Here is a 23,811-nt window from a genome sequence, read left to right as displayed (position 1 = left end):
CCTGAAGGACGAGTTCCTCCGCGGGCGCGACTGGGACACGTTCGAGGAGTTCAAGGCGGACCTGGAGGACTACATCCACCACTGGAACAACGTGAGGCGCCAGGTCAAGCTGAAGGGCCTGACCCCGGTGGAGTTCCGGGAGCAGGCCCTTCGGGGGGCCGCTTAGCGGTTATGATTTATCGCGTCCAAGTTTCGGGGCGCAGTTCAGAAATCTGGTCGCACCCCCATCTGTTTAAGAGCGTTTTGCTTGGTAAAGTCGGGCTGCGGGCGAGCCCGACGGGTGGCTGGGCGAGCCCGGCGGGCGGCCGCTATTCGACCTCGTAGGGCCAGCTGTTGATGCCCCCGAACTCGACGACATTGGTGTAGCCGAGGTCCACGAGTGCTTGCGAGGCCTGCTTGCTGCGATTGCCGCTGCGGCAGTATACAAGGATGAGCTGGCCCTTGTCGGGCAGTGCGTCCTCGGCGGCAGTCGCCACGGTGTCGTGGGGGATGAGGATGGCGCCGGGGATGTGGCTCTCGTCGTACTCGGCTTGCGTGCGAACGTCGAGGATGACGTAATCGTCCTCGGTATCCATGAGCTCTTTTGCGGTTTCGGCGTCAACTTGCTGGTAGGAGCTAGAGTTGCTGCTGTCATTCGTAGCATTGCTTCCGTTGCCGTTGCCGTTGCCGTTGCCGTTGCCGTTGCCGTTGCTGTCGGCGGCCGCTCCAAAGCAGCCAGTGAGCCCGGCGAGGGAGACGATGCTCGCGAAGGATGCGGCAATTAGGAATGTGCGACGGTTCATTCTGTGCCTTTCTCTCGGCTTTTTCGATTCCAGCATATCAGGAAATGATTGTGTCCTTGTCACATAGAAGGCAGGCGGGGTTATGCGCGAGCCGTAAAATCGCCGCAGGTAATTGCCGGCGTCTATGCAGGGCAAAAAACGTATCGGCTGAAAAGCGTGTTTTTCGCCTGCCGGCGGCCGTTCATTTTTCAGAGTCTGGTCAAAATACCCTGATTGTGCGCTGAAGGAAGCCGGGAAACGGCTGTGAAACCCGCGGTGCCCGGCATTTCTCCCTCATTTCGATCTCCGGAAAGGGCTGAGGGACAAAGATAATGAACAGATGACAATTATTTGAGAAATGTATAAGGTTTCTGGGCACATTCAAGCGTCAAGTCGGCGCACCATCAGGGTATTTTGACCACAATCGCGAAAACGCACGATGCCCGGCGCTCCAAAGAGCCCGCGGTGCCTCATCTAGAGGCAAGTAAATCCTCAACAAGGCTCGCAATGCGGTTCGCAATGAGCAGAGAGCCGGCTTCGCTTGGATGAATCCCGTCCGCAGCGTAGAGATCTTCTGGCTTCTCATATTGGGCGGCTATGCTCGCCATGTCGACCAGCGGCACGCATGCCGCATTTGCCGCCCGCCGGCCCCCTACGCTCATGAGCTCGCACATCTCTTCTGCGGTCATCCCAAGTTTTTCGAGACGAGGGCATCCGACCTGATATCCCCAGGTGCCATACAGAAGCGGAGAGGCGTCGTGGCTCCTGGCCAACTTGCTCATTGCCGCAACGGAGCGCACATGCGCCGCCGGATTCGTTGCGGCGAGGTGGCTCATGTCCTGCATTATGACCAGGTCAAAGTCTCCAGATGAAAGCGCTTCCCGTGCACGCTGACCTGTCCGGGTTTTCTCATTCGAAAACTCCGCCAACCGCGCTCCGCCGCGCGTGATGGCGATGACCTCGGTATCCAAGATGGACGCGAGCGTCTGGGGGATGTTGTTGGCTGAGGTCAGGCTGTTGCCAATCATGAGTATCGAGCGCATAGAGAGTCTTCCATGTGAGAGCTGCTTAAAGCCAGTGAACCCGTTTATCGTAGCAGTCGTCATCCGTGCAAACGAGCCGCGAAGAGCCGAGGCGGTTAGACTGGTGTTGCCAGGGCGTGGGCGCGCCCGTTCTGCTGGGGGGTCGGAGTTCAAGAAAGGGGTCCAGATGTCGCCATTCGATTACTATATGTATGTGCTCGCCTGCGGCGACGGAAGCCTCTACACCGGGTATGCGACCGATGTTCAAGCGCGCTTGGCGGCCCATCAGTCGGGCCGTGGCGCCAAGTACACCAAATCCCATGCGCCCGTCAGCCTTGTCGCTTATGCCCGGTTTTACTCGAAGGCTCGTGCGATGAGTGCGGAGGCTCATTTCAAGCAGCTTTCCCGTGAGCAAAAAGACAAGCTCCTGGAACGGTCCAAGCATGAGCCGCTTGAGGACGTGCTGCGGCGTGAGCTTCCGGGTTTTGGCGAGGACACCGCTGCCGAATTCGTATGCAGGAGCTTGGCAAACCACGTGGACCCCAACTACGCCGCATTCATGAGGCCGCTCGTTCCCACGGTCGATCCCCGCCGGCTTGTTGGTGTTCGCACACCGCATTTGCGAAAGATCGCTCGCGAGCTGTGTCGACGCGACGATGCATCGGACTTTTTACGCTCACTTCCGCATGTCCTGTTTGAGGAGAACCAGGTCCACGCGTTTGCCATCGGCATGGAACGGGAGTGCGAGCGGGCGATTGAGTTGTATGACTTGTTTTTGCCGCATGTAGACAACTGGGCGACATGCGACCAATTGCCGGTGCGAGTGCTGGCCGAGCAGCCTGCCCGAACGCTGGAGTGCGCGCGGCGTTGGATGAGCTCGGAGCACGGCTTTACCGTGCGCTTCGGCATCGGAGTTCTCATGCGTCTGTTTTTGGACGACCTGTTCGAGCCGAGGTTTGCGGCGATGGTTGCGGCTGCGCGCATGCCGGGTTCGCCCGCGCGCCCCGAGCCGGAATCGGACGCCTACTACGTTGACATGATGCGGGCATGGTATTTCGCTGAGGCGCTGGTCAGGCAGCCAATGGCGGCATGGCCGTATATGGAACGTCGGGATGAATGCGCGCTGCTTGATGAATGGACGCGCCGCAAGGCAATCCAAAAGGCCTGCGAGAGTCGGCGCATTTCCGTTGAGGCAAAAGAGCGCTTGCGTTCGTTCCGCTAAACCTTGGTCGTGGGCGGTCGTTTCCGCGTTGAGATGGGCGGGCGATGGGCATAACGCGTGCCGGGCAGGCGTGGACCTCGGCTGAACGAAGATATCCGGGGTTCATGTCACATATGCAATAGAATAAGAAGCAATTGAGAGCGATTGAAGGGAACTGTCATGAAGAAGTATGCCAACAGCGCTTTGATTTACGCGATTCTCGCCATGGTGGGAGGCGTGTTCTTCCGTGAGTTCACCAAGTTCAATGGTTTCGAGGGGGCAACGACCCTCGCGTTCGTCCACACCCATTACTTTGCGCTGGGCATGATCGTCTTCCTCTTGCTTGTGTTGCTTGAGAACGCCCTGCACATCACCGATGCCAAGGTGAGCCGCGCCGTGACGGCGTATCACATCGGTCTCAACGCCACCGCAGCGATGCTCGTGGTGCGCGGTGTTCCGCAGGTACTCGGCATTGAGCTTGCCCACGGTATGGACGCGGCGATTTCCGGCGTTGCCGGTCTCGGCCACATAGTGCTCGGCGTGAGCATCGTGCTCATCTTGCTGGGCGTGAAGCGCGCCGTCTCCCGAGCGGAGGCGTAGGCCCTCGCAGGCTCGATGCGATTCAACTCGAATCGGCAAACGCCCGACACCTCGATAGTGAACTGTCTCCCATTTCTTGGACATGAGAAATGGGAGACAGTTCATTGTGGGTGCCGGGCGCTTTTAAAGTTACAAACATCGTCTACGAGCGCGCCTGCGTGCAGCGCGCGTTCAGGTGTTACGGCTGATCCTAAATGGTGAACTCGGCGAAAGGCGCATCGTCGCCGGTGGCGGGGCCAGTCGCGGGTGTTGAGAGGAATGTGCAGCCTCCGTCGGCCCCGCCTTCTCCGTTGAGCAGGTCTTTGAGGGCGACATCGGGGTTCTGGCACATGATGTCCAACAGCTCGATGAAATCGCGGATGACTTCGCGCGGCGTGAGGTGCGTGTCGGCACCCACGCGGCCGAACTCGATTTTGAGGAAGTTGACCAGATCGCCCTCGTCCAGGTTGCTTTCGTATCCGAAATATCCGGCGTGGATTTGCGCGAGCTTTTCAATGAGCACGAGCAGCTCCTCATAGGTGAGCGGCTGAAGTCTGATGATGGGGGCGAGCATGTCGCGCATCCCCTCGCGAGCGAAACGCCCCTGAGTGAGGCGGCTGCGCAGCGCCTCGTATGAGAACACGCCGCGCCTGCGGTCCTCGATGGAGGTCGGCGTACCGCCCATGATGATGCCCAGGTGTTGGGCCTTGCCCTGCAGCGTGTCGTTATACATCTGCAAGATCTTCTCGTAGTTGTATTGACGGGTGATGGCGTTGGGAATCTTGTACAGATTGACCAGCTCGTCGATGAGGACGAGCATGCCGCGGTATCCGGCTCCGGTAAGAAAGCGCGCGAACAGCTTGACGTAGTCGTACCAGGAGTCGTCATCGATGATGGCGCTTATCCCCAGCTCTGCTCGGGCTTCCGTTTTGGTGCGGTACTCACCGCGCAGCCATTTGACGGCGCGGCTCTTCATCTCGTCATCGCCTTGGGCGCAGGCCGCCCGGTACACGCCGAGCACGCGCGTGAACTCGAAGCCGTGGACCATTTCCTCGAGGTCGGCGAGCTGCCTGCGAAGGCCGGTGTATGTCGGGCCGTTATCCGCCGTGATGCCTATCGTGGACCCGGCGTTCATCGCGGATGCGTTCGCTGCCGCCGAATCCTCCTCTGCTTGGATATTGGCGACCCATTTATCGAGAATCAGGGTAAGAGCCCCGCCTTCGGGCCTCGTTTTGGTCGAGAGATTGCGGATGAGCTCACGATAGGTTGCGAGGCCCTGGCCCTGACCACCCTGTAGGCGACGTTCGGGGGAGAGGTCGGCATCGGCGACCACGAAGCCCTCGCCCATTGCATGGGTGCGGATGGTCTGCAGCAAGAAGCTTTTGCCGGCGCCGTATCGGCCTACCAGGAAGCGGAAGCTCGCCCCTCCGTCGGCGATGAGGGCGAGGTCGGTGAGAAGGGCCTGGATCTCGATTTCACGGCCAACGGTGATATAGGGAAGGCCTATACGAGGGACCACGCCGCCCTTGAGGGAATTCAAGATCACGGCGGCGACGCGTTTGGGAACGCGCGGTGCGGCGGGCTGGTTACTCATGGTTCAGAAATCCTTCCACGTCTTCGCGGTAATCTTCGATCAGCTCGGGTCCGTCTGGTCCGTATTCGATCACGGTGTCGCCGACGAGGTCGAAAAGGACCTCGTTGATGGCATCGACAAGCATGTCTTCGGAGCCGTACTTCTCCTTGGCGATCTCGGCAGCCTCGGCTTGGTCTTTTTCGAGCAGAGCTCTCAGGTAGCCGACCTCGGAGGGGACGAGCCCTGCGGTTTGGTGCGTGTACCCAGCGGCGGCTGTGGCGGTGGGCGGCGAGATGGGCTCAACCGGAGACGCGGCCGCAGCCGCCATGGGGAGCGGCTCGGGGGCCGTACGGTCCACGTGCGTCACATCGTCGCTCTCGCCGTCGCGGGTATCGCCGTCCGCCGCGTCGAGCAGCGCCCCTGTCCCCTCGCGCTCCTCGTCGATGAGGAGCGATTCGCGCGTGCTTGCGGCGGCACGACGGATGTCCGTGAGCTGCGAGAGGTCGATCTCGACGCGCACGGGTGCATGCGCCGCGCTCCAGGCGAGCCAGGCCGCAACCTCCTCCTCGATGAGCCCCTGCAGGTACTTGGGGAGCTTGCCCTGCTCCTTAAGGGGGCGGTCGAATCCGAGCCCCTCGCGTAGGATCCGGTCGGCGGCGCGCATGGCTTGGCCGAGTTTGGCGTTGCGCGAGCGATTGCCCTGATAGCGTTCGCAGGACCAGGCGCCGTTGCGGCAGCGATACCGATGAATCTCGTCGAGCTCGTAATCAGCGTCAGGATGGCGCTCGGGTTCGAAGAACACCGCCGAGCCGAACATGGTGTACGCGAGCTCGAACTGCCCGCCGAACAGGCTTTCCGTAAGGCTGTATTTGCGCTGCTTGTGATAGTACTCGCTCATGCGGACAAAGACCGCACAGCACACGTGGCGCAGCGCCTCGGGCCTTGATTTGTAGAGTCGGCTTCCGGCGAGATGATACGTCGAGAGCGCATCCAGGGCATCGAACAACCGCTGCTCGGCAGCAGGGTCCCCGGGCAGGGGCAGGGCGGAGGAGCCTTTTTTACGTCGTCCTCTCTGGGGGTTGGCAAGGCGGGCGCACGCCAGCTCCTCGGCGCGCGTCAGCGCGACGAGGGCCCGATCGAAGGAGAGCGTCTTGTATGGTTCGAGCAGCTGGGGCGACAGTCCGTGGTAGACGACGTAATCCTGCAGCCATGTGCGGGCGTAGCGGTCGATCTTGGGCGAGAAAGCTCGGTACGCTCGCCAGAAGGATTCGAGCTTCTGAAATCCGTCCATCGGGTCCGTGACGCCGATTCCGCAGATGAGCTCGTAGAGGTATACATAGGCGAAGGAGAGGCACGACTCTCGGACGTCGCCCTGGCGCACCGCCGCGCGCCAGGTGAAATATCCGCGCAGCTGACGATCGCTCATCGCGTTGTACGTGGGAAAATACGAGTTGAACGTGCCCGGGTAGGGGCAGTCATCCTCGAAATCCGCCATGAACGTGCCTTGCCGGTAGAACAGCTCCGCCTCGGAGAGCCAGCGCCCACTGCCGTTCGAGTTGGTCTCCCAGCGCGAGATGGCCTTCATTTCGCGATAGCGGTCGGGGAGGTAGTTCGCCATTTGTCGGCCGGTGGTGAGGATCGGTTCGCTCGCATACACGCGTTCGGAGAAGTGGGAGCTGCCTTGCAAGCGCTCGCTCGCCATAATGCGGTCTATGAGCTCGCGAGCAGCGGGCTTCAATCCGTTCATCGGCTTCATGGCTCACCTCCCCGGCATATCGGATGTACTCTCCAGTATACCACAGAACCAAACAGATGTTCGTATTTTAAGGGAAGGGATGGCGCCTCAGGCCCCTCTTCAGCGTTTCCCAAGCTCTCTTACAAAAGCGCAAGGCGTGCGTAAGCCAAATCGATGGTGCTGTTTTCGCAGGTGGCGGATGATGCAGTCAAGAACAAAAGGGCCGCCCGTCCGCAGGCCGATAAGGAGGCAATCGATGAATACCCGCAATCCGTACGAGTACAACCCCTATGCTCTCGATGACGAGGCGCGCCACCGCGGTGTGAAGGGCCTATTCGACAGGGCCTTTGGGATGGTCGGCTGCCTGGCGGCTTCCGCCGCCCTGTTCTTCGGCATGATGTACCTGCTCGGAAAAGCAGCGCGCTAATCGCGCCGCCCGCCGCCGGCTGTATTGAGCGCGTCCTCAAGTCCGCGGATCAACGGTCGGTCCCCTATAATCTATCGGCTGTTCAGCTGGCCCCGTGTCGTGCGGGGCCAGCCGCTTTTGAGGATCGATGCGAAGGGGCGTATGAATATGGGGCGCGTGAGCGGGGGAATCGGAGCGAGCGACACCGGGCGAATGGGCGAAGAGGCCGGCATGACATCTCGACAGTGGATGGCGCTTGCGGGCCTGACGCTCTCTGCGTTCATGCTCAATACCTCGGAGTTCATGCCCATCGGCCTCTTGACCGATATCGCTTCGGGCTTCGGCATCACCGAGGCCGCCGCCGGTGTCATGATCACGGTGTACGCGTGGGCGGTGATGCTGCTCTCCCTGCCGCTCATGATCGCGGCGTCGCGCATCGAGTTCAAGCGCCTGCTCCTGGGCGTTCTCGCGGTGTTTGCGGTGGGTCAGGCCCTCTCGGCCGGCGCCCCCACGTTCGCGATTCTGGTGGTCGCGCGCATCGTGGTCGCCTGCGCCCACGCGATTTTCTGGTCCATCGCCTCGGTTATGGCGACGCGCCTGGTGAGCACGAGGCATGCGTCGGTTGCGCTCGGCATGATCGCGACGGGAACGTCCATCGCCATGATCTTCGGAATGCCGCTGGGGCGCGCGATCGGCCTCGCCCTGGGATGGCGCATGGCGTTCGGCGTCGTTGGGGCGGTTTCTGCGTTCGTGGCCGTCTACCTTGCCTTCATCTTGCCTAAGATACCGGCGGGCGAGCCCTTCACCCTCGGCAAGTTGCCGGCGCTCATGCGAAATCGCCGCCTTGCGGCCATGTATGCGGTGACGGTCTTGTTCGCCACGGCCTACTACACGGGCTATAGCTACATCGAGCCGTTCCTGGCGCACGTGGGTGGGATGGAGCCCACCGCCATCACCGCGGCGCTCACGGTTTTCGGCTGCGCCGGTTTGATGGGAAGTATCCTGTTCTCCCGCGTGTACGATGGTCGTCGCAAGGCGTTTATCGCGTGCTCCGTCGCTGGCATGGTCCTGGCGTTGTTCGCGTTGCGCGCATGCGCGGCGAGCTTCGCCGCCACGAGCGCGGTTTTCGTCTTGTGGGGCTGCTGCGCCACGGCGTTCAACGTGGCCTTCCAATCGGAGGTCATCCGCGCGGTCGAGGCGGACGAGTCCGCCGTGGCCATGTCCATCTTTTCCGGGCTGTTCAACTTCGGTATCGGGGCCGGTTCCGCGGTGGGCGGGTTCGTGGTGACGAGCCTGTCGGTCGAATTGCTCGGCGTCGTGGGCGGTGCGGTGGGCGCCGTTTGCTTGCTGGTCACGGTGGGGGTTCTGTTCAGGCTCATGCGGTAGGTCGGGTGCGGCGGCCTTTCCGTAGCCGCCGCACCCCTCTCGCATTTCGGGCACTTGGATGCCGATTGAGTTCTCGTGGCGTCCGTCACCGTGCACCGGAGTTGTCCGCGTGCTCGGGTATACTGCAACAAGCTAAAGTACCCGCGCGCCATCGGCCGCGGACGTGGGGCCGTATGGTCAGGATGGAGTGCGCGCATGGCAGAGCCGGTGAAGCTGTATAACGGTGGCGTTTATCTCGTGGATGGGAAGACGATCATCTCCGAAGAGAGCGTGTCCGGGGCCATGCAAGACGCCCCCCAGCTCCCCAACCCGGATGCCGCCCGCGAGGGGACCATCGCCTATGGGATCCTTGCCGAGCACAACACGAGCGGCGACATGGGTCGCCTGCGCCTGCGTTTCGATGCACTCGCCAGCCATGACATCACTTATGTGGGCGTGATCCAAACGGCCAAGGCCTCGGGAATGACCGAGTTCCCCGTACCCTACGTGCTCACCAACTGCCACAACACCCTGTGCGCCGTGGGCGGTACCATCAACGAGGACGATCATGTCTTTGGCCTGTCCGCCGCAAAGAAGTACGGCGGCATCTTTGTCCCGCCACATATCGCCGTCATTCACCAGTACATGCGCGAGATGCAAGCCGGCTGCGGCAAAATGATCCTCGGCACCGATTCCCACACCCGCTATGGCGCCCTGGGCACGATGGCCATCGGCGAGGGCGGCGGCGAGCTGGTCAAGCAGCTGCTGCGCGACACCTACGATGTGGCCTATCCCCGCGTGGTGGCAGTGTATCTCGAGGGTGCTCCCGCGCCCGGCGTGGGCCCGCAGGACATCGCTCTGGCAATCGTCCGCGCGGTGTTCGATTGCGGCTATGTGAAGAACGCGGTCATGGAGTTCGTCGGCCCCGGCGTGGCGAGCATGCCGACCGATTACCGCAACGGCGTGGATGTCATGACCACCGAGACGACGTGCCTCACCTCCATTTGGCGCACGGACGAGGATACGCGCTCCTATCTTGCCGAGCACGGACGCGAGGCGGACTACCGCGAGCTCAATCCCGCTTCCGTCGCCTACTACGATGGGTGCGTGCGCGTCGACCTTTCCGCGGTGCGCCCCATGATCGCGTTGCCGTTCCACCCCTCGAACGCCTACGCCATCGAGGAGCTCAACGCCAACCTCGAGGATATCCTGCACGAGGTCGAGCTCCGCGCCGCCGAGGTGGGCGGAGGTCGCGCGTCGCTGTCCTTGCTGGACAAGATCCGTCCGGACGGTCGCCTACAGGTGCAGCAGGGCGTCATCGCGGGTTGCTCGGGCGGCAATTTCACCAATGTGATGCAGGCCGCTCGCGTGCTCAAGGGCAAGACCTGCGGCAATGGTGAGTTCGCGCTCTCGGTGTACCCCAGCTCCCAGCCCGTGTTCCTGGAGATGGCGAGCAATGGCGCCGCATTCGACCTCATGCAGGCCGGCGCGATCGTGCGCACGGCGTTCTGCGGTCCGTGCTTCGGCGCGGGCGACACGCCGGCCAACAACGGCCTGTCGATCCGTCACACCACCCGAAATTTCCCCAACCGCGAGGGCTCAAAGCCCGGAAATGGCCAGCTCACGGGTGTGGCGCTCATGGACGCACGCTCTATCGCCGCGACTGCAGCCGCGGGCGGCGTGCTAACCGCCGCGACCGATCTGCCCGAGGATGTCTGGGATGAGCGCATGTCGTACCATTTCGACGCAAGCGCGTACGAGCACCGCGTGTACCAGGGGTTCGGCGCCGCCGAGGGCGGGCGCGTCCTGGTGTACGGCCCCAATATCAAGGACTGGCCGGACATGGAGCCGCTTGCCGAGAATATCTTGCTGCGTGTCGCCTCCAAGATCATGGACGACGTGACCACCACCGACGAGCTGATTCCCTCGGGCGAGACGAGTTCGTATCGTTCCAACCCGCTGGGCCTCGCCGAGTTCACGCTGAGCCGCCGCGACCCGGAATACGTGGGTCGCGCCAAGGCCGTGGCTGAGCTTGAGGCGCAGCGCCTCGAGGGCGCTGTGCCTGCCGAGGTTGCCGGCGTGTTCGATGGCCTCGTCGCCGCCGGCGCGCCCGGTGCGGACGACCCGGCGTCCGTGGAGATCGGGTCGACCATCTATGCGGTCAAGCCGGGTGACGGATCCGCGCGCGAGCAGGCCGCCAGCTGCCAGCGCGTGCTGGGCGGCCTGGCCAACATCACGCGCGAGTACGCCACCAAGCGCTATCGCTCCAACGTGATGAACTGGGGCATGGTCCCCTTCCAGATGAAGGGCGAGCCCATGTTCGAGGTGGGGGATTACGTGTACGTGCCGGGCATTCGCTCCGCGCTCGAGGGCGCGATGGACGCGATTCCCGCGTGGGTCGTGCGTGCAAATGGCGAGGTCGAGCAGATTGAGCTGTTCGTCGCCGATATGACGCCCGAGGAGCGCGCCATCGTGAAGGCCGGTTGCCTCATAAATTACAATCGCGACCGCGCGAAGAATAACTGACACCTGCTTGGAGTTGCTTGTCGTGGGTATAAACGCCACGTGAACAGGGCATGCCCGCCTCACGACGAGGCGGGCATTTTTGCACGAAAGGCTCCATGCATGTCGCAGATCGAAATCGACCGCAATCCCAAGGGTCAGAAAATCCCGGGCAAAGTCGCCTTTGTGGCCACATTGCTTTTGCCCATCCTCGGCGCGGCGTGCCTTGTCATGCCCGAGCCCGTGGCCGAGCACCTTCCGCACCTCCTCGGCGGCGTCATGCTGTTCGTCGGCACGGCGGATATCGTGACGGACATCTTGGAGCGCAACTCGAATCCCGGCAAGATCACCGTGGGTACGGACGTGGTCATGATCGTGCTCGGTATCGTCACGTTGCTCAACACGCATGAGTCGCTCAACGTCATCGCCGTCATGTGGGGCCTGCTGGGTCTGGAGAACGCCGCGGCGGAGATCGACGAGTCCCTGAAGGCGTACGCTGCCGGCTACAAGTGGATCGCTCCGCTCGCCTCCGGAATTTTCGAGCTGGTGCTCGGCACCATGCTGCTGCTCGCGCCCATTGCCAACTTGGGCCATCATGTCCTGCTGCTCGGTCTGGAGCTCGTGGTTTATCCGTTCCACGTTGCCAACCACGAGGAGCAGCCGAGCGCGTAGCGGCGCGGCGGCGGCACGGCATCGCCCGGTCTTCACACATGGCCGCCGTGGCATCGGTACAATAGTCAGCTAACGGTTCATACGCGCCCGCCATCGCGGGCGCTTCGCATCTGCGCGCTTGCCTGGGCGCGATAAGGGAGTTCGCATGGCCGAGCAGCACGATATGTTCGACGACATCATCGAGATCAGCAAGGGCGTCGACGCCCTCAAGAACCCCTTTGGGGGCATCACGGACGCGCTGCTGGGCACCGTGGACGAGAGCAAGCCGCATTGGAATCCCGCCGATTACAAGGAGCGTCCGCGCGTCAACTGCATTCCGTGCCTGGCCTGCAAATCCGAGAAGAGCAGCTGCCATGCGTGCATGGACGTATGCCCGGTGAACGCGATCGAGATCGAGGACGGCGCGATCGACGTTCTGGACAGCTGCCGCAAGTGCGGCCTGTGCGTCGCCGCTTGCCCCACCGAGGCGTTCGTGAGCCCTCGTCTGCAGCCCAAGAAGGTCTACGACGCCGTTGCCCGCGCCGCCACCGCGCATGAGACCGCGTATGTCACCTGCACGCGCGCCCTCAAGCGCATCCCACGTGAGAACGAGGTGCTCGTGGCCTGCGTCGGCGACGTGACGCGCGAGACCTGGTTCTCCATCCTGACCGACTTCCCCAACGTGAGCGTCTATTTGCCGCTGGATATCTGCGCCAACTGCCGCAACGCCTGCGGTGAGGAGATGCTCGGCGAGGCCATCGGCGAGGCCGAGGAGTGGGCCGGCCGCGGTATGGGCCTTGAGGTCGAGCCGCGCGACCTCAAGTGCAACAAGCGCCGTGAGTACGAGCGCAAGGAGTTCATGGACAAGATCGTGCGCCAGACGGGCCTCACGGTGTCCAAGCTCACGCCTGCCACGGCTGCCGTCGCCAGCGTGACGCAGCGCATCCGCGAGCACTCGAGCCGCGTGAGCGCGCTGGAGAAGACGTTGAACAGCGCCTGCGGCGTGACCACGCAGAAGCGTCGCCGCATCCTCACGCAGGGGCGCCAGCTCATGCTCTCCACGCTGCAGCAGCATCCTGAGCTTGCGGAGAACGTCCGTGTGCAGTTCCCCGAATTCGACCACGACAGGTGCACGATGTGTGGCGCGTGCGTCGAGGCGTGCCCGACCTTCGCCTGCGACCTGCTCAACGGCGGCAAGCTCGCCATCGAGCCGACGTATTGCATCGGGTGCGGCCTGTGCGCTGAGGTCTGCTCCGACCATGCCCTCAAGATGGTCGAGCGCGATGGATCCGAGCTCGTTGTTCCCGATCCGGAAGCCGAGCGTAAGGCCAAGCTCGCCGCGGAGGCCAAGGCGGAGTACGCGGAGGCCAAAGCCGAGGTTAAGCAGAGGCTCGGCCGTGCCCTCGACCAGATCGAAAAACTCGCAGACTAAAGAGAGCTGACTTCCCTAAATTGCAGAGTAGGGCGAGCGTCATCTGGCGTTGAATGCCCTGATTGCGGAGTTGCCGCCCGCGTGGACCGCGTGTCCTCAAGTTGAAGCGCCCTCCCTCGCTCTTTGCGATGGAGGGCGTGTTGCATCAATTCGAGGTTTGGCCGCGCCTTGCGAGAATTGACTACGCCGCTGGGGAAATTGCCTACGGTGTCCTGGCGATTGCCTATGGTGTGCTGGGAATTGTCTATGGGAATCTTCTTTACGGGTCGGTCAAATGGAGAAATCTCATAGGCAATTTTCGCGCGTGCTAGTGGGACGCTGCCGTGCCGCATGTGTGTCCGTTCATGCTTTTCGCCCTACAGCAGCACCCTGGACTTCACGGTCCCCGTGTTTGAAGTGTTTACCCTACAATACTTATATTGATGCAAAATGTAGGGTAAACTTTGATTAAGCCGAGGGAGGGACAGCACATGTCCGTGTTGGAAGACATACTCGAGGAAGAATACGAGCGCTCTGCACGTTTGATACGTCTTATGGAGGAAGAGATCGCATCCCTGCCCAAGGGTAGTGTCCGGACTCGAAGGATCGGTTCTCGCGATTACTACTACCTCAATTATCGGGAAGGCGATAAGGTGAGGTCCGATTACATCCAAATCTCTGCAGTCGAAGAGGTTCGAGGAAAGATAGCTCGACGTAAAGAGCTGCAAGCGGCTTTAAAGGAGCAACGCACGTCGCAGAGGCAAATCGAGCGTGCATTGGGAAGGCGTCTTCGAAATGAATGAGCAGCAAGGGGCGTTTTGCAGAATTCTTGATCTAATTGAAGATGCTGGATGCATGCGACATGTCATTCTAGTGGGGTCCTGGGCGGAGTTCGTTTATCGTGAGTCCGGGTTAATCGAAGGCTTTGCCCCCAATATCAGGACCTTAGATGTTGACTTCTTGATTAGGAATCTACGCAAGCCCACCCCTGCGGCAAATTTAAGCACGATGGCTCGAGAACGAGGCTATTTAGTCGAGTCGGACATTCTGAACGGCACGACAAGGCTGTTCGATACAACGGGTCTCGAGGTTGAATTTCTCATTGGAAAAGTTGGTGCGGGAATTGAACCTGCCCTTAAAACCAATGTGGGAGTGACGGCGCAGACTCTTAGGCACATGAATATTCTCTCTGGGAATTCGATTGAACTTCCGTGTTTCGAGCATATGGTGCGTGTGCCCCTGCCAGAGGCATATGCGGTGCATAAGATGGTGATTAATTCGCAGCGCAGGGGCAAGCGCGAGAAAGATCGTCGTGCCGTTCTTCAGATATGGCCGTACCTAGACAAGAAGCGCGTGTCGGTAGTGATGGCGGGTCTTACCAGAAAAGAAAACGCTAGGGTCAAAGAATTTATGGCGGCAAATGATCTGGAGTTAGATGAATGAATGATGCACTAGCGATACATTATCCATGCTCATGCATGGGCCATACGGGCCGCATCGGTCTATAATGGCAAGGTTTACGTATACGCAGCGCTTGCGGCGCTGAGCTATGAGTAAAGGAATCCCATGGCACTTTCCATCGGAATCGTCGGTCTGCCCAACGTGGGCAAGTCCACGCTGTTCACCGCTCTCACCAAGAAGGGCGGTCTGGCCGCGAACTATCCCTTCGCCACGATCGACCCGAACGTCGGCATCGTCGATGTGCCGGACGACCGCCTGAACGCGCTCGCAAAGATCGTGAACCCCGCTCGCATCCTCCCGGCCACCGTTGAGTTCGTCGACATCGCCGGTTTGGTGAAGGGCGCCGCTTCCGAGGGCGCAGGCCTGGGCAACCAGTTCCTGGCCAACATCCGCGAGTGTGATGCCATCTGCCAGGTGGTCCGTTACTTCAAGGACCCGGATGTCATGCGCGAGGCCAATCACACGGGCGAGTTCGTCGACCCGGCGAGCGATGCCGAGACCATCATGACCGAGCTCATCCTGGCCGATATCCAGACGCTTGAAAAGCAGCTTCCGAAACTCGAGAAGGAAGCCAAGCGCGACGCCGAGCTTGCTCCCAAACTTGCGGTGGCAAAGCGTTTGGTTGAGTGGCTGAACGAGGGCAACCGTGCCATCACGATGGAGATGACCGATGAGGAGCGCGCCGCCGCCAGGGGCCTGTTCCTGCTGACCATGAAGCCGATGCTCTACGTCGCCAACGTCGACGAGGACATGCTCACCGAGGACCTCGACGCAATCGAGGGCGTGAAGCCCATTCCGATTTGTGCCAAGGTCGAGGCGGAGCTCTCCGAGCTCGATCCCGAGGAGGCCGCCGAGTTCCTGGCTGACCTGGGGCTTGAGCGCTCCGGCCTCGAGGTCCTGGCCCAGGCCGCATACAAGCTGCTCGGCTTGCAGAGCTTCTTCACCGCCGGTGAGGTCGAGGTCCGCGCTTGGACGGTTCGCCAGGGCGCTACGGCCCCGCAGGCCGCCGGCGTGATCCACACCGACTTCGAGCGCGGCTTCATCAAGGCCGAGACCATCGCGTTCGAAGACTACGTTGCCCTCGGCGGCGAGAAGGGCGCCAAGGAAGCCGGCCGCCTGCGCATGGAGGGCAAGGACTACATCATGCAGGACGGCGACGTGGTCCACTTCCGCTTCAACGTGTAGATGCCCAAGGCCGCCGGGGGAGACCTCGGCGGCCTTCGCGATGTGATTCCGAATGCCGCCACAAAGCGGCTCATCTTCGAAAGGTGCGCTATGTTCTCTTACGGTAAATCCGCCGGCATGAAGGCCCTGCTGGCCCTCATGATCGCCTTCGTCCCCGTGCTCATGGTCCTCATGGCCTTTCCCGAGCTGGGCGACCAGGTGCCCATGAAGGTCAACGCCGCGGGCGAGGTTCTTCGCTACGGCAGTAAGGGCGAGCTGCTCTTCCTGCCCGTCATGGGCTTCATGCTCAGCGCAGCGACCGTCGCGATGGGTCTCAAGCAGGCCCGTAAGTACGGCGACGACCTCACCATGGCGACCATCACCTTTACCCGCGCCGGCCGTAACGCCATCGTCCAGGGTGTGGTGTTCGTCGCCGCGACGGGCATCCTGCTGTACGGAGCGCTCTCCGGGCACGGTATCGGGTTCTAGCAGAGACCTTCTTCCCAGCTATTCGCCACTGTCATATTTTGCGGTGCAAAGGCCGCTCCAGTTCGTTTCGCGGGCCGGGGCGGCCTTGTTTTTGCGTCCGCATTTTCTCTCGGGATGGCGATTAAACGCTTCAAGCTGCAGAAATATGTCATTTGGCAGTCTATATCGTGGTGAAACCCGCTACAATTTTGACCTGATATGCGTCGCGGCCGCGGTTTATGCGCGGCCGCGCACAGTTGGGGGAAATATGGGAGGGAAGCCAATGTTTTCTCTGCACAAGACAAGGGGCGGTGTGCATCCGCCTCAGTGCAAGGACATGCGGGACTTTGCCTGCACGTCCATCGCTCCGCCCGAGCGAGTGCTCATTCCGCTGAACATGCACATCGGCGCGCCGGCGAGCCCGGTGGTGAGCGAGGGCGATCATGTATATGTAGGTACGCTGATCGGCCAGGTGAACGGTCTGGGTTCGCCCATCCACGCGAGCATCTCCGGCACGGTGACCAAGGTCGCCACCGAGCAGCTGCCCACGGGCGCCACTGCACCTGTGGTGGAGATCGTTTCCGATGGCAAGATGGAGTCCGATCCCGCGCTCAAGCCGCCGACCTATTCGAACAAGGAGGAGTTCATCGCCTGCGTGCGTGACTCCGGTATGGTCGGTCTGGGCGGCGCCTCGTTCCCCACGTGGTTCAAGATGCGCGCCCCCGAGGGCAAGAGCTTCGAGTTCCTCGTGGTCAACGCCATGGAGTGCGAGCCCTACATCACGAGCGACTACCGTCAGATGATGGAGCATTCCGAGCGCGTGATCGACGGCGTGTTCCGCACCATTGAGGCGCTCGAGATCCCCGCCGCCGTGATCGGCGTCGAGGACAACAAGCCTGAGGCCATCCTCGAGCTCAAGCGCGTGGTCAAGGAGAAGGGGCGCGAGGACCGCATCGAGGTCATGGAGATCCCGACCAAGTACCCCGCTGGTGGCGAGAAGGTGCTCATCAAGGCCACGACCGGGCGCGACGTGCCCGCCGGCGGCCTGCCCATCGACGTGGGCTGCCTCGTGGTCAACGTCACCACCATTTCCCGCGTGGAACAGTACTTCCGCTACGGCATGCCCCTTACCTGCAAGACCGTCACGGTCACCGGTGACTGCATCGCCAATCCGGGCAACTATCGCATCCCGCTCGGCATGAGCGTCCGCGACGTTATCGAGGCGACGGGCGGCATGGTCAAGGAGCCGAAGAAGATCATCATGGGCGGCCCCATGATGGGTCGCACCATCACGAACATCGACTGCCCGATCCTCAAGGCCAACAACGCCATCGTGGCCCTGCATGACGCCGCCGTCCTTCCGGACGAGACCGCCTGCATCCGCTGCGGTCGCTGCGTGCGCGCATGCCCGCTGGCCCTCGAGCCGTTCGCGCTTGATTCCGCCTCTCGCAGCCATGACGTGGTCGCGCTCGACGAGCTCGCCGTCATGAACTGCATGGAGTGCGGCTCCTGCGCCTATGTGTGCCCGGCCCATCGCCGCATCACCGCGTCCATCCGCGAGGGCAAGGCCGTCTATCGCGGCGAGGTCGCTCGCCTGACCGCCCCGTCCGAGAAGAAGGAGGCGTAAATCCATGAACCTCATCAACGAGGCCTCGCCTCACTTCCACGGCAAGGGCTCCACGCAGTGGATCATGGGCATGGTGTGCCTGTCGCTTTTGCCCACGCTCGTGGCTTCCGTGTTTCTGTACGGTCTCGGCGCCCCGCTGCTCGTTTTGGTGTGCGTCGCCACGGCGCTCGTGACCGAGCATGTGTGCTGCCGCCTCATGAACCGCGAGAGCACCGCCGGCGATCTGTCCTGCGTGGTCACTGCCATGCTCTTCGCCTTCACGCTGCCGGCCAACTGCGGCTATTTCCCCGCGATCCTGGGCACCGTGTTCGCCATCGCCGTGGTGAAGATGCTCTTTGGCGGCATCGGCTGCAACTTCGCCAACCCCGCTGTTACGGCCCGCGTGTTCATCATGCTCGCCATGCCCATCGCGCTCGGCGCCTACCCTGACATCATGGGTCGTCCGCTCGACGCCATCACCGGCGCCACCCCGCTGGCCATGAACGCCGCCGGTGACGCGCCGTACAGCTACATGGACATGATGTTCGGCCTGCACGCCGGCGCGCTCGGCGAGACCTGCATCATCACGCTGCTCGCCGGCTATGTGTTCCTGCTCGTGATGCGCGTCGTCGACGCCTGGGCCACCGTGCCGTTCATCGCCACGGTTGCCGTCATCACCGGGTTTGCCGGTCAGGACGCCATCTACCAGGTGCTCTCCGGCGGCCTCGCCCTCGGCGCCTTCTACATGGCAACCGACTACACCACCACGCCCATGACGCCGAAGGGCAAGATCATCTTCGGCATCGGCTGCGGCGTCATCACCGCGCTCGTGCGCCTGTTCGCCGCCGCCCCCGAGGGCGTGGCGTTCTCCATTCTGTTCATGAACATGTTCACCCCGCTGATCGACCGCTACACGCGTCCTCAGCCCGCTGGAGGTGTGAAGCATGCCCTCGTCTAACAAGTGCCCGATGGCCCGTCGTCGCAACGGCGCCATCTTCTCCGCCTTTGCCGTCCTTGTCGTCGCCCTGCTGTGCGCGGGCGTGACGGCCGGCGTCCACCACGGCCTCGCGGGGGCCTTCGAGCAGTCTGACCTCGCGCTCGACGAGGCCAAGGGCGGCGCGCAGCGCAAGCTGCTGTTCCCGGATGCCACGTCCTTCGAGTCCCAGTCCGCCCCCGCGATCGAGGGCCTGAACTCTGTGTACAAGGCCGATACCGGCGCGTGGGTCTTCGATGTGACCTCCGCGCAGGGTTATCACGGCGATGTCGAGCTCATGATCGGCATCAACGCCGACGGCACCGTGGCCGGTATCCAGGTCGTGGCCGAGGACGAGACCGACGGCATCGGCACCAATGCGCTCACCGAGGAGTACTTCGGCGGTTTTGCCGGGGCGCCTGCCGCCGGTGAGCTCACGGTCGACGAGGCCGGTGCCGGCCAGACCCACGTCGACGCCGTCTCCGGCGCCACGTTCACCTCGCGTGCCGTGGTCGACTGCCTGAATATCGCCTTTGCCGCCTACGCCCAGATGGGAGGCAACTAATGGCTCTGAACGAGAATATTGTGCGCGAGCAGGACGCTCGCATTTCTAAGATGGTTCACACGCCCACGTTCCTGGTCGTCGCCGGTGCCCTGCCGGGGCTCTTCGCCGCGACCTCGCTCGAGAACGGCCTGATGATCGGTTTGGTTACCGCCGCTGCGATTGTGGTCATGGCCTCGATCGCGCCCCTTCTGCGCGCCTTCACCGGCGCGTGGTCGCGCACCGCGGTGATGCTCATGGTGAGCGTGACCGTCGTGACTCTGCTCGGCTTCGGCGTCCGTGTCACCGATCCTGTGGTGTTCGAGGCGCTCGGCATCTACCTGCCGCTCGTTGCCGTGAACGCGATCGTCGTGGCGTGGATCGCCGGCGACGGCCTGGTGGTCGCCCCGGCAAAGACGCCGCTCATGACCGCGATCTTCGCCGCCGCCATGGTGCTCGCCACCCTGGTGTTCGTCGGCTTCATCAACGGCATGCTCACCACCGGTCAGGTCTTCGGCCTCACCATGGGCGAGCTTGCCGCCTCGCCGATCGCCGCCTTTGGCAAGCCCGCCGGCTCGCTGCTGGTGCTGGCACTCGTGGCCGTGTTCGTCCAGTCCATCGAGCAGATGTGCGCCAAGGGTGCCGATGCCGATGCGACTTCCCTAAAGGGAGGTGAGCGCTAATGGCGTTCCTGAACGCGCTGTTTACCGCCGCTCTCGATAGCAACCTGGTGTTCGTCCAGCTCATCGGCATGGTGTCTGTGATCTTGATTGCGGCTCGCCCGCAGGACTCTTGGCGCTTCGGTGTCATGATCGCCATCGCCACCGCCGTGGCGGGCGCCCTGGGTTGGCCTCTGTATACGCAGGTTCTGCAGCCTTGGGGCGTCACGTTCCTCGCGCCGCTCGCTTACGTGCTCGTGAGTTGGACCGCGATCGTGGTCACGGCCACGGTGCTTGGCTCCGGCAAGACCGCTGCCGAGCGCGAGCGCCTGCTGCGTGTGTGCCCGATTGTGGCCTGCAACGCCGCCGTCCTGGCAGTGGCGCTCGGCAACGCCGCCGTGGCCGAGACCCTGACGTGGGACGCCGCCTTGGGCGCGTCCGTCGGTGCCGGCCTGGGCGTCCTGCTTGCCGTCGTGCTCTTCGCCTTCGTGCGCAGCCGTATCGACGAGCGTCTGGTTCCTGCCGCTCTGCGCGGTCTGCCCATCACGCTTGTGACCGCGTCGCTCATGGCGCTGGCGTTCACCGGTGTTGCCGGTATCGCCGGCGGCCTGTTCGCCTAAGGGGGTATGAGCCATGTTCGAATCTGTGTTCTACACCGTGGCGCCCATGGTCGTGATCGGTTTTATCGCCGTTCCCGCTGCTCTCGTGCTGTCCATCTGCGCCGGTGTGCAGAAGTACACCGAGTGGCGCGAGTACAAGGCAGCGCTTGCCGCCGAGGAGGCCGCTGAGGTTTCCGCCGCCGAGTCCGCTACTGACGGAGAGTAGTCTCGCCGACTGGGGTCCTTTGCTGTTGAACCTCAATTGAGGGACAGTCCCTAAATTGAGGTGGACGACAGGCCGCGATGGAATGCGATGTCCTCGCCGCCGAGAAGGCCGATGGGTTTTGTCCCCCTGCCATCGCCCGTTGCCCTGACATTGCCGGTATTGTCTGAGTTTCAACCGGCACCTTTTGGAGGATATGAACGACCGAATCGTTCATATCCTCCATTTTTATGCCGATTCGCTGTCTCATCCGTAGTTTATGAACGATTGGTCGTTCATAAACTGCAAAGGCGCCATGGAAAGGGCGAGCGCATGCGGATGCAAAGAGACTTTTGCATCGCGATTGTCGATCCGGCCGGTAGGAGTGGGTAGAATTGCGGCATCAGCAGGGGGGGCGCCGCATTGCGTCTCGGCGGGGTCGTGGCTGTTCGTTAAGAAGCTGCTTGCCTGTTTGGCCCATGTGGAATGGGGGCGAGAGATGAATATCGCATCGAAGGTCGGGTCGCGTATCCGCATCTTGCGGGAAGCGGCGGGATTGACGCAGTCCGAGCTGGCCGCCACCGCATACGTCACGCGTCAAAGCGTGGGTAATTGGGAGCGCGGGAACACGTTGCCCGATGTGCAGAGTCTGCAGCTCGTTGCCAAGGCCCTCAACACCAAGGTTGACGGGCTTTTGGGCGATGGGTTGCCCGACATGCTGGAAGAAACCGCCGAAGCCCGCCGTCAGTTGACACATTGCCTTGCTGCGCTTGGCGCTATTTTTGCACTTGAGCTCTTACTCGCTTTCTTGTATTCCTCTTTTTTGCGAGCACCTGGAAGCGGAGAGTTCCGTTTGGTGCTCAGCGGGATGAGGGTGGTGCTTTGCTTTGCCTCCATGCCGATCGCGAAGAGGTTTCGCAGCATCGCCTCAGGCCAAGATCTGGGAGACGCCATCAGCATTATGATGTTCGTCGAGGGTTATCCGAAAGGGAAGGAACCGCCGGCCACGTGGTTCTATCGAGTGCTCCTCACCAACCTACCGGCGTTCTATACGCTCTATATCGTGCTACTTGCCGCCGCGTTGATTGTCGTCGCGTACGCTTAGAGATCGATGTGGTTTAAGGTAATACCAGCTCAAGGCATGTGTTAAAGGGAATAGACAAGGGTTTCCGAGGTGAATTGCAAGGTCGAGGTTTAGGCGGGTGTACACTCAGCGCATGGAGTCCCAACCATGATGATGGGGAGGCCGCGATGTGGCAGGAAAACATTGTCGCACAGCAGACGCGTTCGGAAGATCCTGGCATCGATTGCGCTAAGCACGATGGGCCGGACGTGAATTCAAGCGGGCTTACTAGTCCGCTCGCCAAGCGAATCCGAGGCCTTCGCGAAGGTGCGGGCATATCGCAAGCGCGCCTGGCCAAGCTTGTGTTCGTGTCGCGTCAGACGGTGATCAACTGGGAAAAGGGGCGCACGTTACCGGACGCCGAGAGTCTGAAACGCCTTTCCGCTGCGTTTGGCATCACGTTGGACGCGCTTTTGGACGAACGTTCAGAGGAGTATCTGCGTCAAACCGCACGCGATCGAAGAACAATCAAGGTTGCGATCACGCTCAATTTCCTCTGGATGTTAGAGATACTCGTGGGCATCGTTGTCATATCGATCGCGCACAAGTTCCTTTCCCCCGATCAGGCGTATACGATCTCCGATACTGAAAACATCGTACATTGGTCAATTATGATTGCGAGCATCGTTGCTTCGTGGAAAATGCAGGGGATCAAAATTGAGCACAACCTTGAGAGCGTCGTAGATGTCGCGGCGTTTTTGGAGGGGTATGAGCCCGGCGCAGCGCTGCCACAGACATTCGTATGGCGCTGGCTGCTGCCACATTGGACATTGGTGACCACCGTGCTTTCGTTCAGCGCTATTGCGTGGACCTTCGTCCTTCTGGTCGCTTTGAAGCTGGCGTGATGCGGCATCGCACGTGGGTTCATAAGTAACAAATTAGGCGCCGTACGCGAAAATGCGCACGGCGCCTATGCAAGATGGCCCGAATCCCGTGCGGAGCTCGGTGGCTCATTGCGGGCATGCGGGTCGCTGCGGTTGGGACCGCCCTTTACGGCATGATGCTGTTGGCGCCGTCCACGATGACGCTCTGGCCGGAGAAGTAGCAGGAATCCGGGCCGGCGAGGAAGGCGATGACGGGCGCGATGTCCATCTCGGGGTCGCCGAAGCGCTTCATTGGGTTAAGGTTGACCTGCTTGGCGTACTCCTCCGGGAATTTCTCGGCCCATGCCTTGGCGGCCGGGGACTCGGCGCCGGGCAGCACAACGTTGACGGTGATACCGTACTGGCCCCACTCCTTGGCGGCGATCTTGGTCAGACCGCGCAGGGCCTCCTTGTTGGAGCCGTAGGCGAGCTGGCCGGCGATGCCGAACATGCCGGTGGCGGAGGCGAAGTTGATGATGCGGCCCTCGTGCTGCTCCTTCATGTGGGGGAAGGCGGCCTGCATATAGTTGAGGGAGCCGATCACACCGGACTCCCAGGCTTTGAGCATGTTGTCGTATTCGGTGTCCTCGACGGGCTGGGAGGGAACGATGGCCTGGCCGTTGTTGACGATGACGTCGATGGAGCCGTAGGTCTCGACGGCCTTCGCAACGACCTCGAAGACGCGCTCGCGGTCGGCGGAGTCGCAGGTCATGGCAAAGCCCTCGCCGCCGAGCTCACGGATCTCGGCGATGGTGGCCTCAATGGGCTCGAGGCGACGGCCGGTGGCGATGACCTTGACGCCGCGCTTGGCCAGGCACAGGGCAATGCCCTTGCCGATGCCCTGACCGGCACCGGTGACGACGGCGACCTTCTCGTTGAGCTGCTTCATGATGGTTCCTCTCTCCTCTGAAGCCGACGTGCGCGGGATTGCGCAGGTACATTTGGC

General features: G+C 62.0%; 24 protein-coding genes. 19 read left to right on the top strand and 5 right to left on the bottom strand.

The annotated features are described in order from the left end of the window. Nucleotide 1: 1 nt before the first annotated feature. The gene (locus COLINT_RS04455; protein WP_006723191.1) at nt 2–166 is read left to right on the top strand and encodes an IS3 family transposase; all 165 of its coding nucleotides are present in this window, start codon (nt 2–4) and stop codon (nt 164–166) included. A 142-nt stretch (nt 167–308) separates the two neighbouring features. On the opposite strand, the gene COLINT_RS04450 is transcribed toward COLINT_RS04455, so the two are convergent. Together COLINT_RS04450 and COLINT_RS04445 are read right to left on the bottom strand one after the other, a co-directional pair. Beyond that, a complete protein-coding gene (locus COLINT_RS04450; RefSeq protein ID WP_039910350.1) occupies nt 309–782 on the bottom strand; it encodes a rhodanese-like domain-containing protein in 474 nt (157 codons plus the stop codon). A gap of 449 nt (nt 783–1,231) precedes the next feature. Beyond that, nucleotides 1,232–1,804 (bottom strand): SGNH/GDSL hydrolase family protein, encoded by a 573-nt coding sequence (locus COLINT_RS04445; protein ID WP_169302857.1) that lies wholly within the window; start codon nt 1,802–1,804, stop codon nt 1,232–1,234. Between the two features lie 166 nt (nt 1,805–1,970). On the opposite strand from COLINT_RS04445, the gene COLINT_RS08150 reads away from it, so the two are divergent. Then, nucleotides 1,971–3,005 carry a GIY-YIG nuclease family protein gene (locus COLINT_RS08150; RefSeq protein ID WP_156780326.1) on the top strand — a complete coding sequence of 345 codons (1,035 nt, stop codon included), beginning with the start codon at nt 1,971–1,973 and terminating at the stop codon, nt 3,003–3,005. Nucleotides 3,006–3,164: 159 nt separating this feature from the next. Continuing rightward, nucleotides 3,165–3,584, top strand: a complete 420-nt coding sequence (locus COLINT_RS04435) for a DUF2871 domain-containing protein (protein ID WP_006723186.1) — start codon at nt 3,165–3,167, stop codon at nt 3,582–3,584. Between the two features lie 190 nt (nt 3,585–3,774). Here COLINT_RS04435 and COLINT_RS04430 read toward each other — a convergent pair whose 3' ends face one another. Together COLINT_RS04430 and COLINT_RS04425 are read right to left on the bottom strand one after the other, a co-directional pair. After that, nucleotides 3,775–5,157 (bottom strand): ATP-binding protein, encoded by a 1,383-nt coding sequence (locus tag COLINT_RS04430; protein ID WP_006723185.1) that lies wholly within the window; start codon nt 5,155–5,157, stop codon nt 3,775–3,777. Then, the gene (locus tag COLINT_RS04425) at nt 5,150–6,892 is read right to left on the bottom strand and encodes a TerB N-terminal domain-containing protein (protein WP_006723184.1); all 1,743 of its coding nucleotides are present in this window, start codon (nt 6,890–6,892) and stop codon (nt 5,150–5,152) included. The genes COLINT_RS04430 and COLINT_RS04425 overlap by 8 nt, the downstream gene beginning before the upstream one ends. Before the next feature lie 235 nt (nt 6,893–7,127). On the opposite strand from COLINT_RS04425, the gene COLINT_RS08505 reads away from it, so the two are divergent. From COLINT_RS08505 to COLINT_RS04345, 16 genes are all read left to right on the top strand, one after another. Continuing rightward, on the top strand, nt 7,128–7,298 hold the full coding sequence (locus COLINT_RS08505) for a hypothetical protein (protein WP_006723183.1): 171 nt from the start codon (nt 7,128–7,130) through the stop codon (nt 7,296–7,298). Nucleotides 7,299–7,490: 192 nt separating this feature from the next. After that, complete coding sequence (locus tag COLINT_RS04420; RefSeq protein WP_039910584.1) at nt 7,491–8,663, top strand: MFS transporter; 1,173 nt, start codon at nt 7,491–7,493, stop codon at nt 8,661–8,663. 195 nt (nt 8,664–8,858) lie between these two features. After that, nucleotides 8,859–11,168 carry a hydratase gene (locus tag COLINT_RS04415; protein WP_006723181.1) on the top strand — a complete coding sequence of 770 codons (2,310 nt, stop codon included), beginning with the start codon at nt 8,859–8,861 and terminating at the stop codon, nt 11,166–11,168. 99 nt (nt 11,169–11,267) lie between these two features. Next, the gene (locus COLINT_RS04410) at nt 11,268–11,816 is read left to right on the top strand and encodes a DUF308 domain-containing protein (protein WP_006723180.1); all 549 of its coding nucleotides are present in this window, start codon (nt 11,268–11,270) and stop codon (nt 11,814–11,816) included. A 145-nt stretch (nt 11,817–11,961) separates the two neighbouring features. Further along, nucleotides 11,962–13,227 carry a 4Fe-4S binding protein gene (locus tag COLINT_RS04405; RefSeq protein WP_006723179.1) on the top strand — a complete coding sequence of 422 codons (1,266 nt, stop codon included), beginning with the start codon at nt 11,962–11,964 and terminating at the stop codon, nt 13,225–13,227. A 774-nt stretch (nt 13,228–14,001) separates the two neighbouring features. After that, nucleotides 14,002–14,649 (top strand): GSU2403 family nucleotidyltransferase fold protein, encoded by a 648-nt coding sequence (locus tag COLINT_RS04395; protein ID WP_006723176.1) that lies wholly within the window; start codon nt 14,002–14,004, stop codon nt 14,647–14,649. A 123-nt stretch (nt 14,650–14,772) separates the two neighbouring features. Beyond that, nucleotides 14,773–15,852 (top strand): redox-regulated ATPase YchF, encoded by a 1,080-nt coding sequence (gene ychF / locus COLINT_RS04390; protein ID WP_006723175.1) that lies wholly within the window; start codon nt 14,773–14,775, stop codon nt 15,850–15,852. A gap of 90 nt (nt 15,853–15,942) precedes the next feature. Next, nucleotides 15,943–16,320 (top strand): DUF1648 domain-containing protein, encoded by a 378-nt coding sequence (locus COLINT_RS04385; RefSeq protein WP_156780325.1) that lies wholly within the window; start codon nt 15,943–15,945, stop codon nt 16,318–16,320. Nucleotides 16,321–16,567: 247 nt separating this feature from the next. Next, the gene (gene rsxC / locus COLINT_RS04380) at nt 16,568–17,926 is read left to right on the top strand and encodes an electron transport complex subunit RsxC (RefSeq protein WP_324604493.1); all 1,359 of its coding nucleotides are present in this window, start codon (nt 16,568–16,570) and stop codon (nt 17,924–17,926) included. 4 nt (nt 17,927–17,930) lie between these two features. Continuing rightward, nucleotides 17,931–18,863: an RnfABCDGE type electron transport complex subunit D gene (locus COLINT_RS04375; protein WP_006723172.1), complete on the top strand. Its 933-nt coding sequence runs from the start codon at nt 17,931–17,933 to the stop codon at nt 18,861–18,863. Then, the gene (locus COLINT_RS04370; RefSeq protein ID WP_233418332.1) at nt 18,850–19,443 is read left to right on the top strand and encodes an FMN-binding protein; all 594 of its coding nucleotides are present in this window, start codon (nt 18,850–18,852) and stop codon (nt 19,441–19,443) included. Before COLINT_RS04375 ends, COLINT_RS04370 begins: the two co-directional genes overlap by 14 nt. Beyond that, entirely contained in the window at nt 19,443–20,102 is a 660-nt protein-coding gene (locus COLINT_RS04365; protein ID WP_006723170.1) for an Rnf-Nqr domain containing protein, read from the top strand. The genes COLINT_RS04370 and COLINT_RS04365 overlap by 1 nt, the downstream gene beginning before the upstream one ends. Then, the gene (locus tag COLINT_RS04360) at nt 20,102–20,698 is read left to right on the top strand and encodes an Rnf-Nqr domain containing protein (RefSeq protein ID WP_006723169.1); all 597 of its coding nucleotides are present in this window, start codon (nt 20,102–20,104) and stop codon (nt 20,696–20,698) included. Before COLINT_RS04365 ends, COLINT_RS04360 begins: the two co-directional genes overlap by 1 nt. A gap of 13 nt (nt 20,699–20,711) precedes the next feature. Then, on the top strand, nt 20,712–20,903 hold the full coding sequence (locus COLINT_RS04355) for a hypothetical protein (protein ID WP_006723168.1): 192 nt from the start codon (nt 20,712–20,714) through the stop codon (nt 20,901–20,903). A 475-nt stretch (nt 20,904–21,378) separates the two neighbouring features. Further along, nucleotides 21,379–21,984 carry a helix-turn-helix domain-containing protein gene (locus COLINT_RS08145; RefSeq protein WP_006723166.1) on the top strand — a complete coding sequence of 202 codons (606 nt, stop codon included), beginning with the start codon at nt 21,379–21,381 and terminating at the stop codon, nt 21,982–21,984. 146 nt (nt 21,985–22,130) lie between these two features. Then, nucleotides 22,131–22,847 (top strand): helix-turn-helix domain-containing protein, encoded by a 717-nt coding sequence (locus COLINT_RS04345; protein WP_006723165.1) that lies wholly within the window; start codon nt 22,131–22,133, stop codon nt 22,845–22,847. A 145-nt stretch (nt 22,848–22,992) separates the two neighbouring features. On the opposite strand, the gene COLINT_RS04340 is transcribed toward COLINT_RS04345, so the two are convergent. Beyond that, on the bottom strand, nt 22,993–23,754 hold the full coding sequence (locus COLINT_RS04340) for an SDR family NAD(P)-dependent oxidoreductase (RefSeq protein ID WP_006723164.1): 762 nt from the start codon (nt 23,752–23,754) through the stop codon (nt 22,993–22,995). Between the last annotated feature and the right edge of the window lie 57 nt (nt 23,755–23,811).

It is taken from the genome of Collinsella intestinalis DSM 13280, assembly GCF_000156175.1.
Classification (GTDB): Bacteria; Actinomycetota; Coriobacteriia; order Coriobacteriales; family Coriobacteriaceae; genus Collinsella; species Collinsella intestinalis.
The sequence above is the reverse complement of the archived record's forward strand: the minus strand, read 5'-3'. Positions and strand labels throughout refer to the sequence as shown.

Coding starts and splice junctions, on each gene's coding strand:
- COLINT_RS04370 (WP_233418332.1), top strand. CDS start 18,850: ATGCCCTCGTCTAACAAGTGCCCGATGGCCCGTCGTCGCAACGGCGCC.
- COLINT_RS04360 (WP_006723169.1), top strand. CDS start 20,102: ATGGCGTTCCTGAACGCGCTGTTTACCGCCGCTCTCGATAGCAACCTG.
- COLINT_RS04345 (WP_006723165.1), top strand. CDS start 22,131: ATGTGGCAGGAAAACATTGTCGCACAGCAGACGCGTTCGGAAGATCCT.
- COLINT_RS08505 (WP_006723183.1), top strand. CDS start 7,128: ATGAATACCCGCAATCCGTACGAGTACAACCCCTATGCTCTCGATGAC.
- COLINT_RS04430 (WP_006723185.1), bottom strand. CDS start 5,157: ATGAGTAACCAGCCCGCCGCACCGCGCGTTCCCAAACGCGTCGCCGCC.
- COLINT_RS04395 (WP_006723176.1), top strand. CDS start 14,002: ATGAATGAGCAGCAAGGGGCGTTTTGCAGAATTCTTGATCTAATTGAA.
- COLINT_RS08145 (WP_006723166.1), top strand. CDS start 21,379: ATGAATATCGCATCGAAGGTCGGGTCGCGTATCCGCATCTTGCGGGAA.
- ychF (WP_006723175.1), top strand. CDS start 14,773: ATGGCACTTTCCATCGGAATCGTCGGTCTGCCCAACGTGGGCAAGTCC.
- COLINT_RS04385 (WP_156780325.1), top strand. CDS start 15,943: ATGTTCTCTTACGGTAAATCCGCCGGCATGAAGGCCCTGCTGGCCCTC.
- COLINT_RS04355 (WP_006723168.1), top strand. CDS start 20,712: ATGTTCGAATCTGTGTTCTACACCGTGGCGCCCATGGTCGTGATCGGT.
- COLINT_RS04410 (WP_006723180.1), top strand. CDS start 11,268: ATGTCGCAGATCGAAATCGACCGCAATCCCAAGGGTCAGAAAATCCCG.
- COLINT_RS04375 (WP_006723172.1), top strand. CDS start 17,931: ATGAACCTCATCAACGAGGCCTCGCCTCACTTCCACGGCAAGGGCTCC.
- rsxC (WP_324604493.1), top strand. CDS start 16,568: ATGGGAGGGAAGCCAATGTTTTCTCTGCACAAGACAAGGGGCGGTGTG.
- COLINT_RS04425 (WP_006723184.1), bottom strand. CDS start 6,892: ATGAAGCCGATGAACGGATTGAAGCCCGCTGCTCGCGAGCTCATAGAC.
- COLINT_RS04420 (WP_039910584.1), top strand. CDS start 7,491: ATGGGCGAAGAGGCCGGCATGACATCTCGACAGTGGATGGCGCTTGCG.
- COLINT_RS04435 (WP_006723186.1), top strand. CDS start 3,165: ATGAAGAAGTATGCCAACAGCGCTTTGATTTACGCGATTCTCGCCATG.
- COLINT_RS08150 (WP_156780326.1), top strand. CDS start 1,971: ATGTCGCCATTCGATTACTATATGTATGTGCTCGCCTGCGGCGACGGA.
- COLINT_RS04450 (WP_039910350.1), bottom strand. CDS start 782: ATGAACCGTCGCACATTCCTAATTGCCGCATCCTTCGCGAGCATCGTC.
- COLINT_RS04445 (WP_169302857.1), bottom strand. CDS start 1,804: ATGCGCTCGATACTCATGATTGGCAACAGCCTGACCTCAGCCAACAAC.
- COLINT_RS04340 (WP_006723164.1), bottom strand. CDS start 23,754: ATGAAGCAGCTCAACGAGAAGGTCGCCGTCGTCACCGGTGCCGGTCAG.
- COLINT_RS04405 (WP_006723179.1), top strand. CDS start 11,962: ATGGCCGAGCAGCACGATATGTTCGACGACATCATCGAGATCAGCAAG.
- COLINT_RS04415 (WP_006723181.1), top strand. CDS start 8,859: ATGGCAGAGCCGGTGAAGCTGTATAACGGTGGCGTTTATCTCGTGGAT.
- COLINT_RS04365 (WP_006723170.1), top strand. CDS start 19,443: ATGGCTCTGAACGAGAATATTGTGCGCGAGCAGGACGCTCGCATTTCT.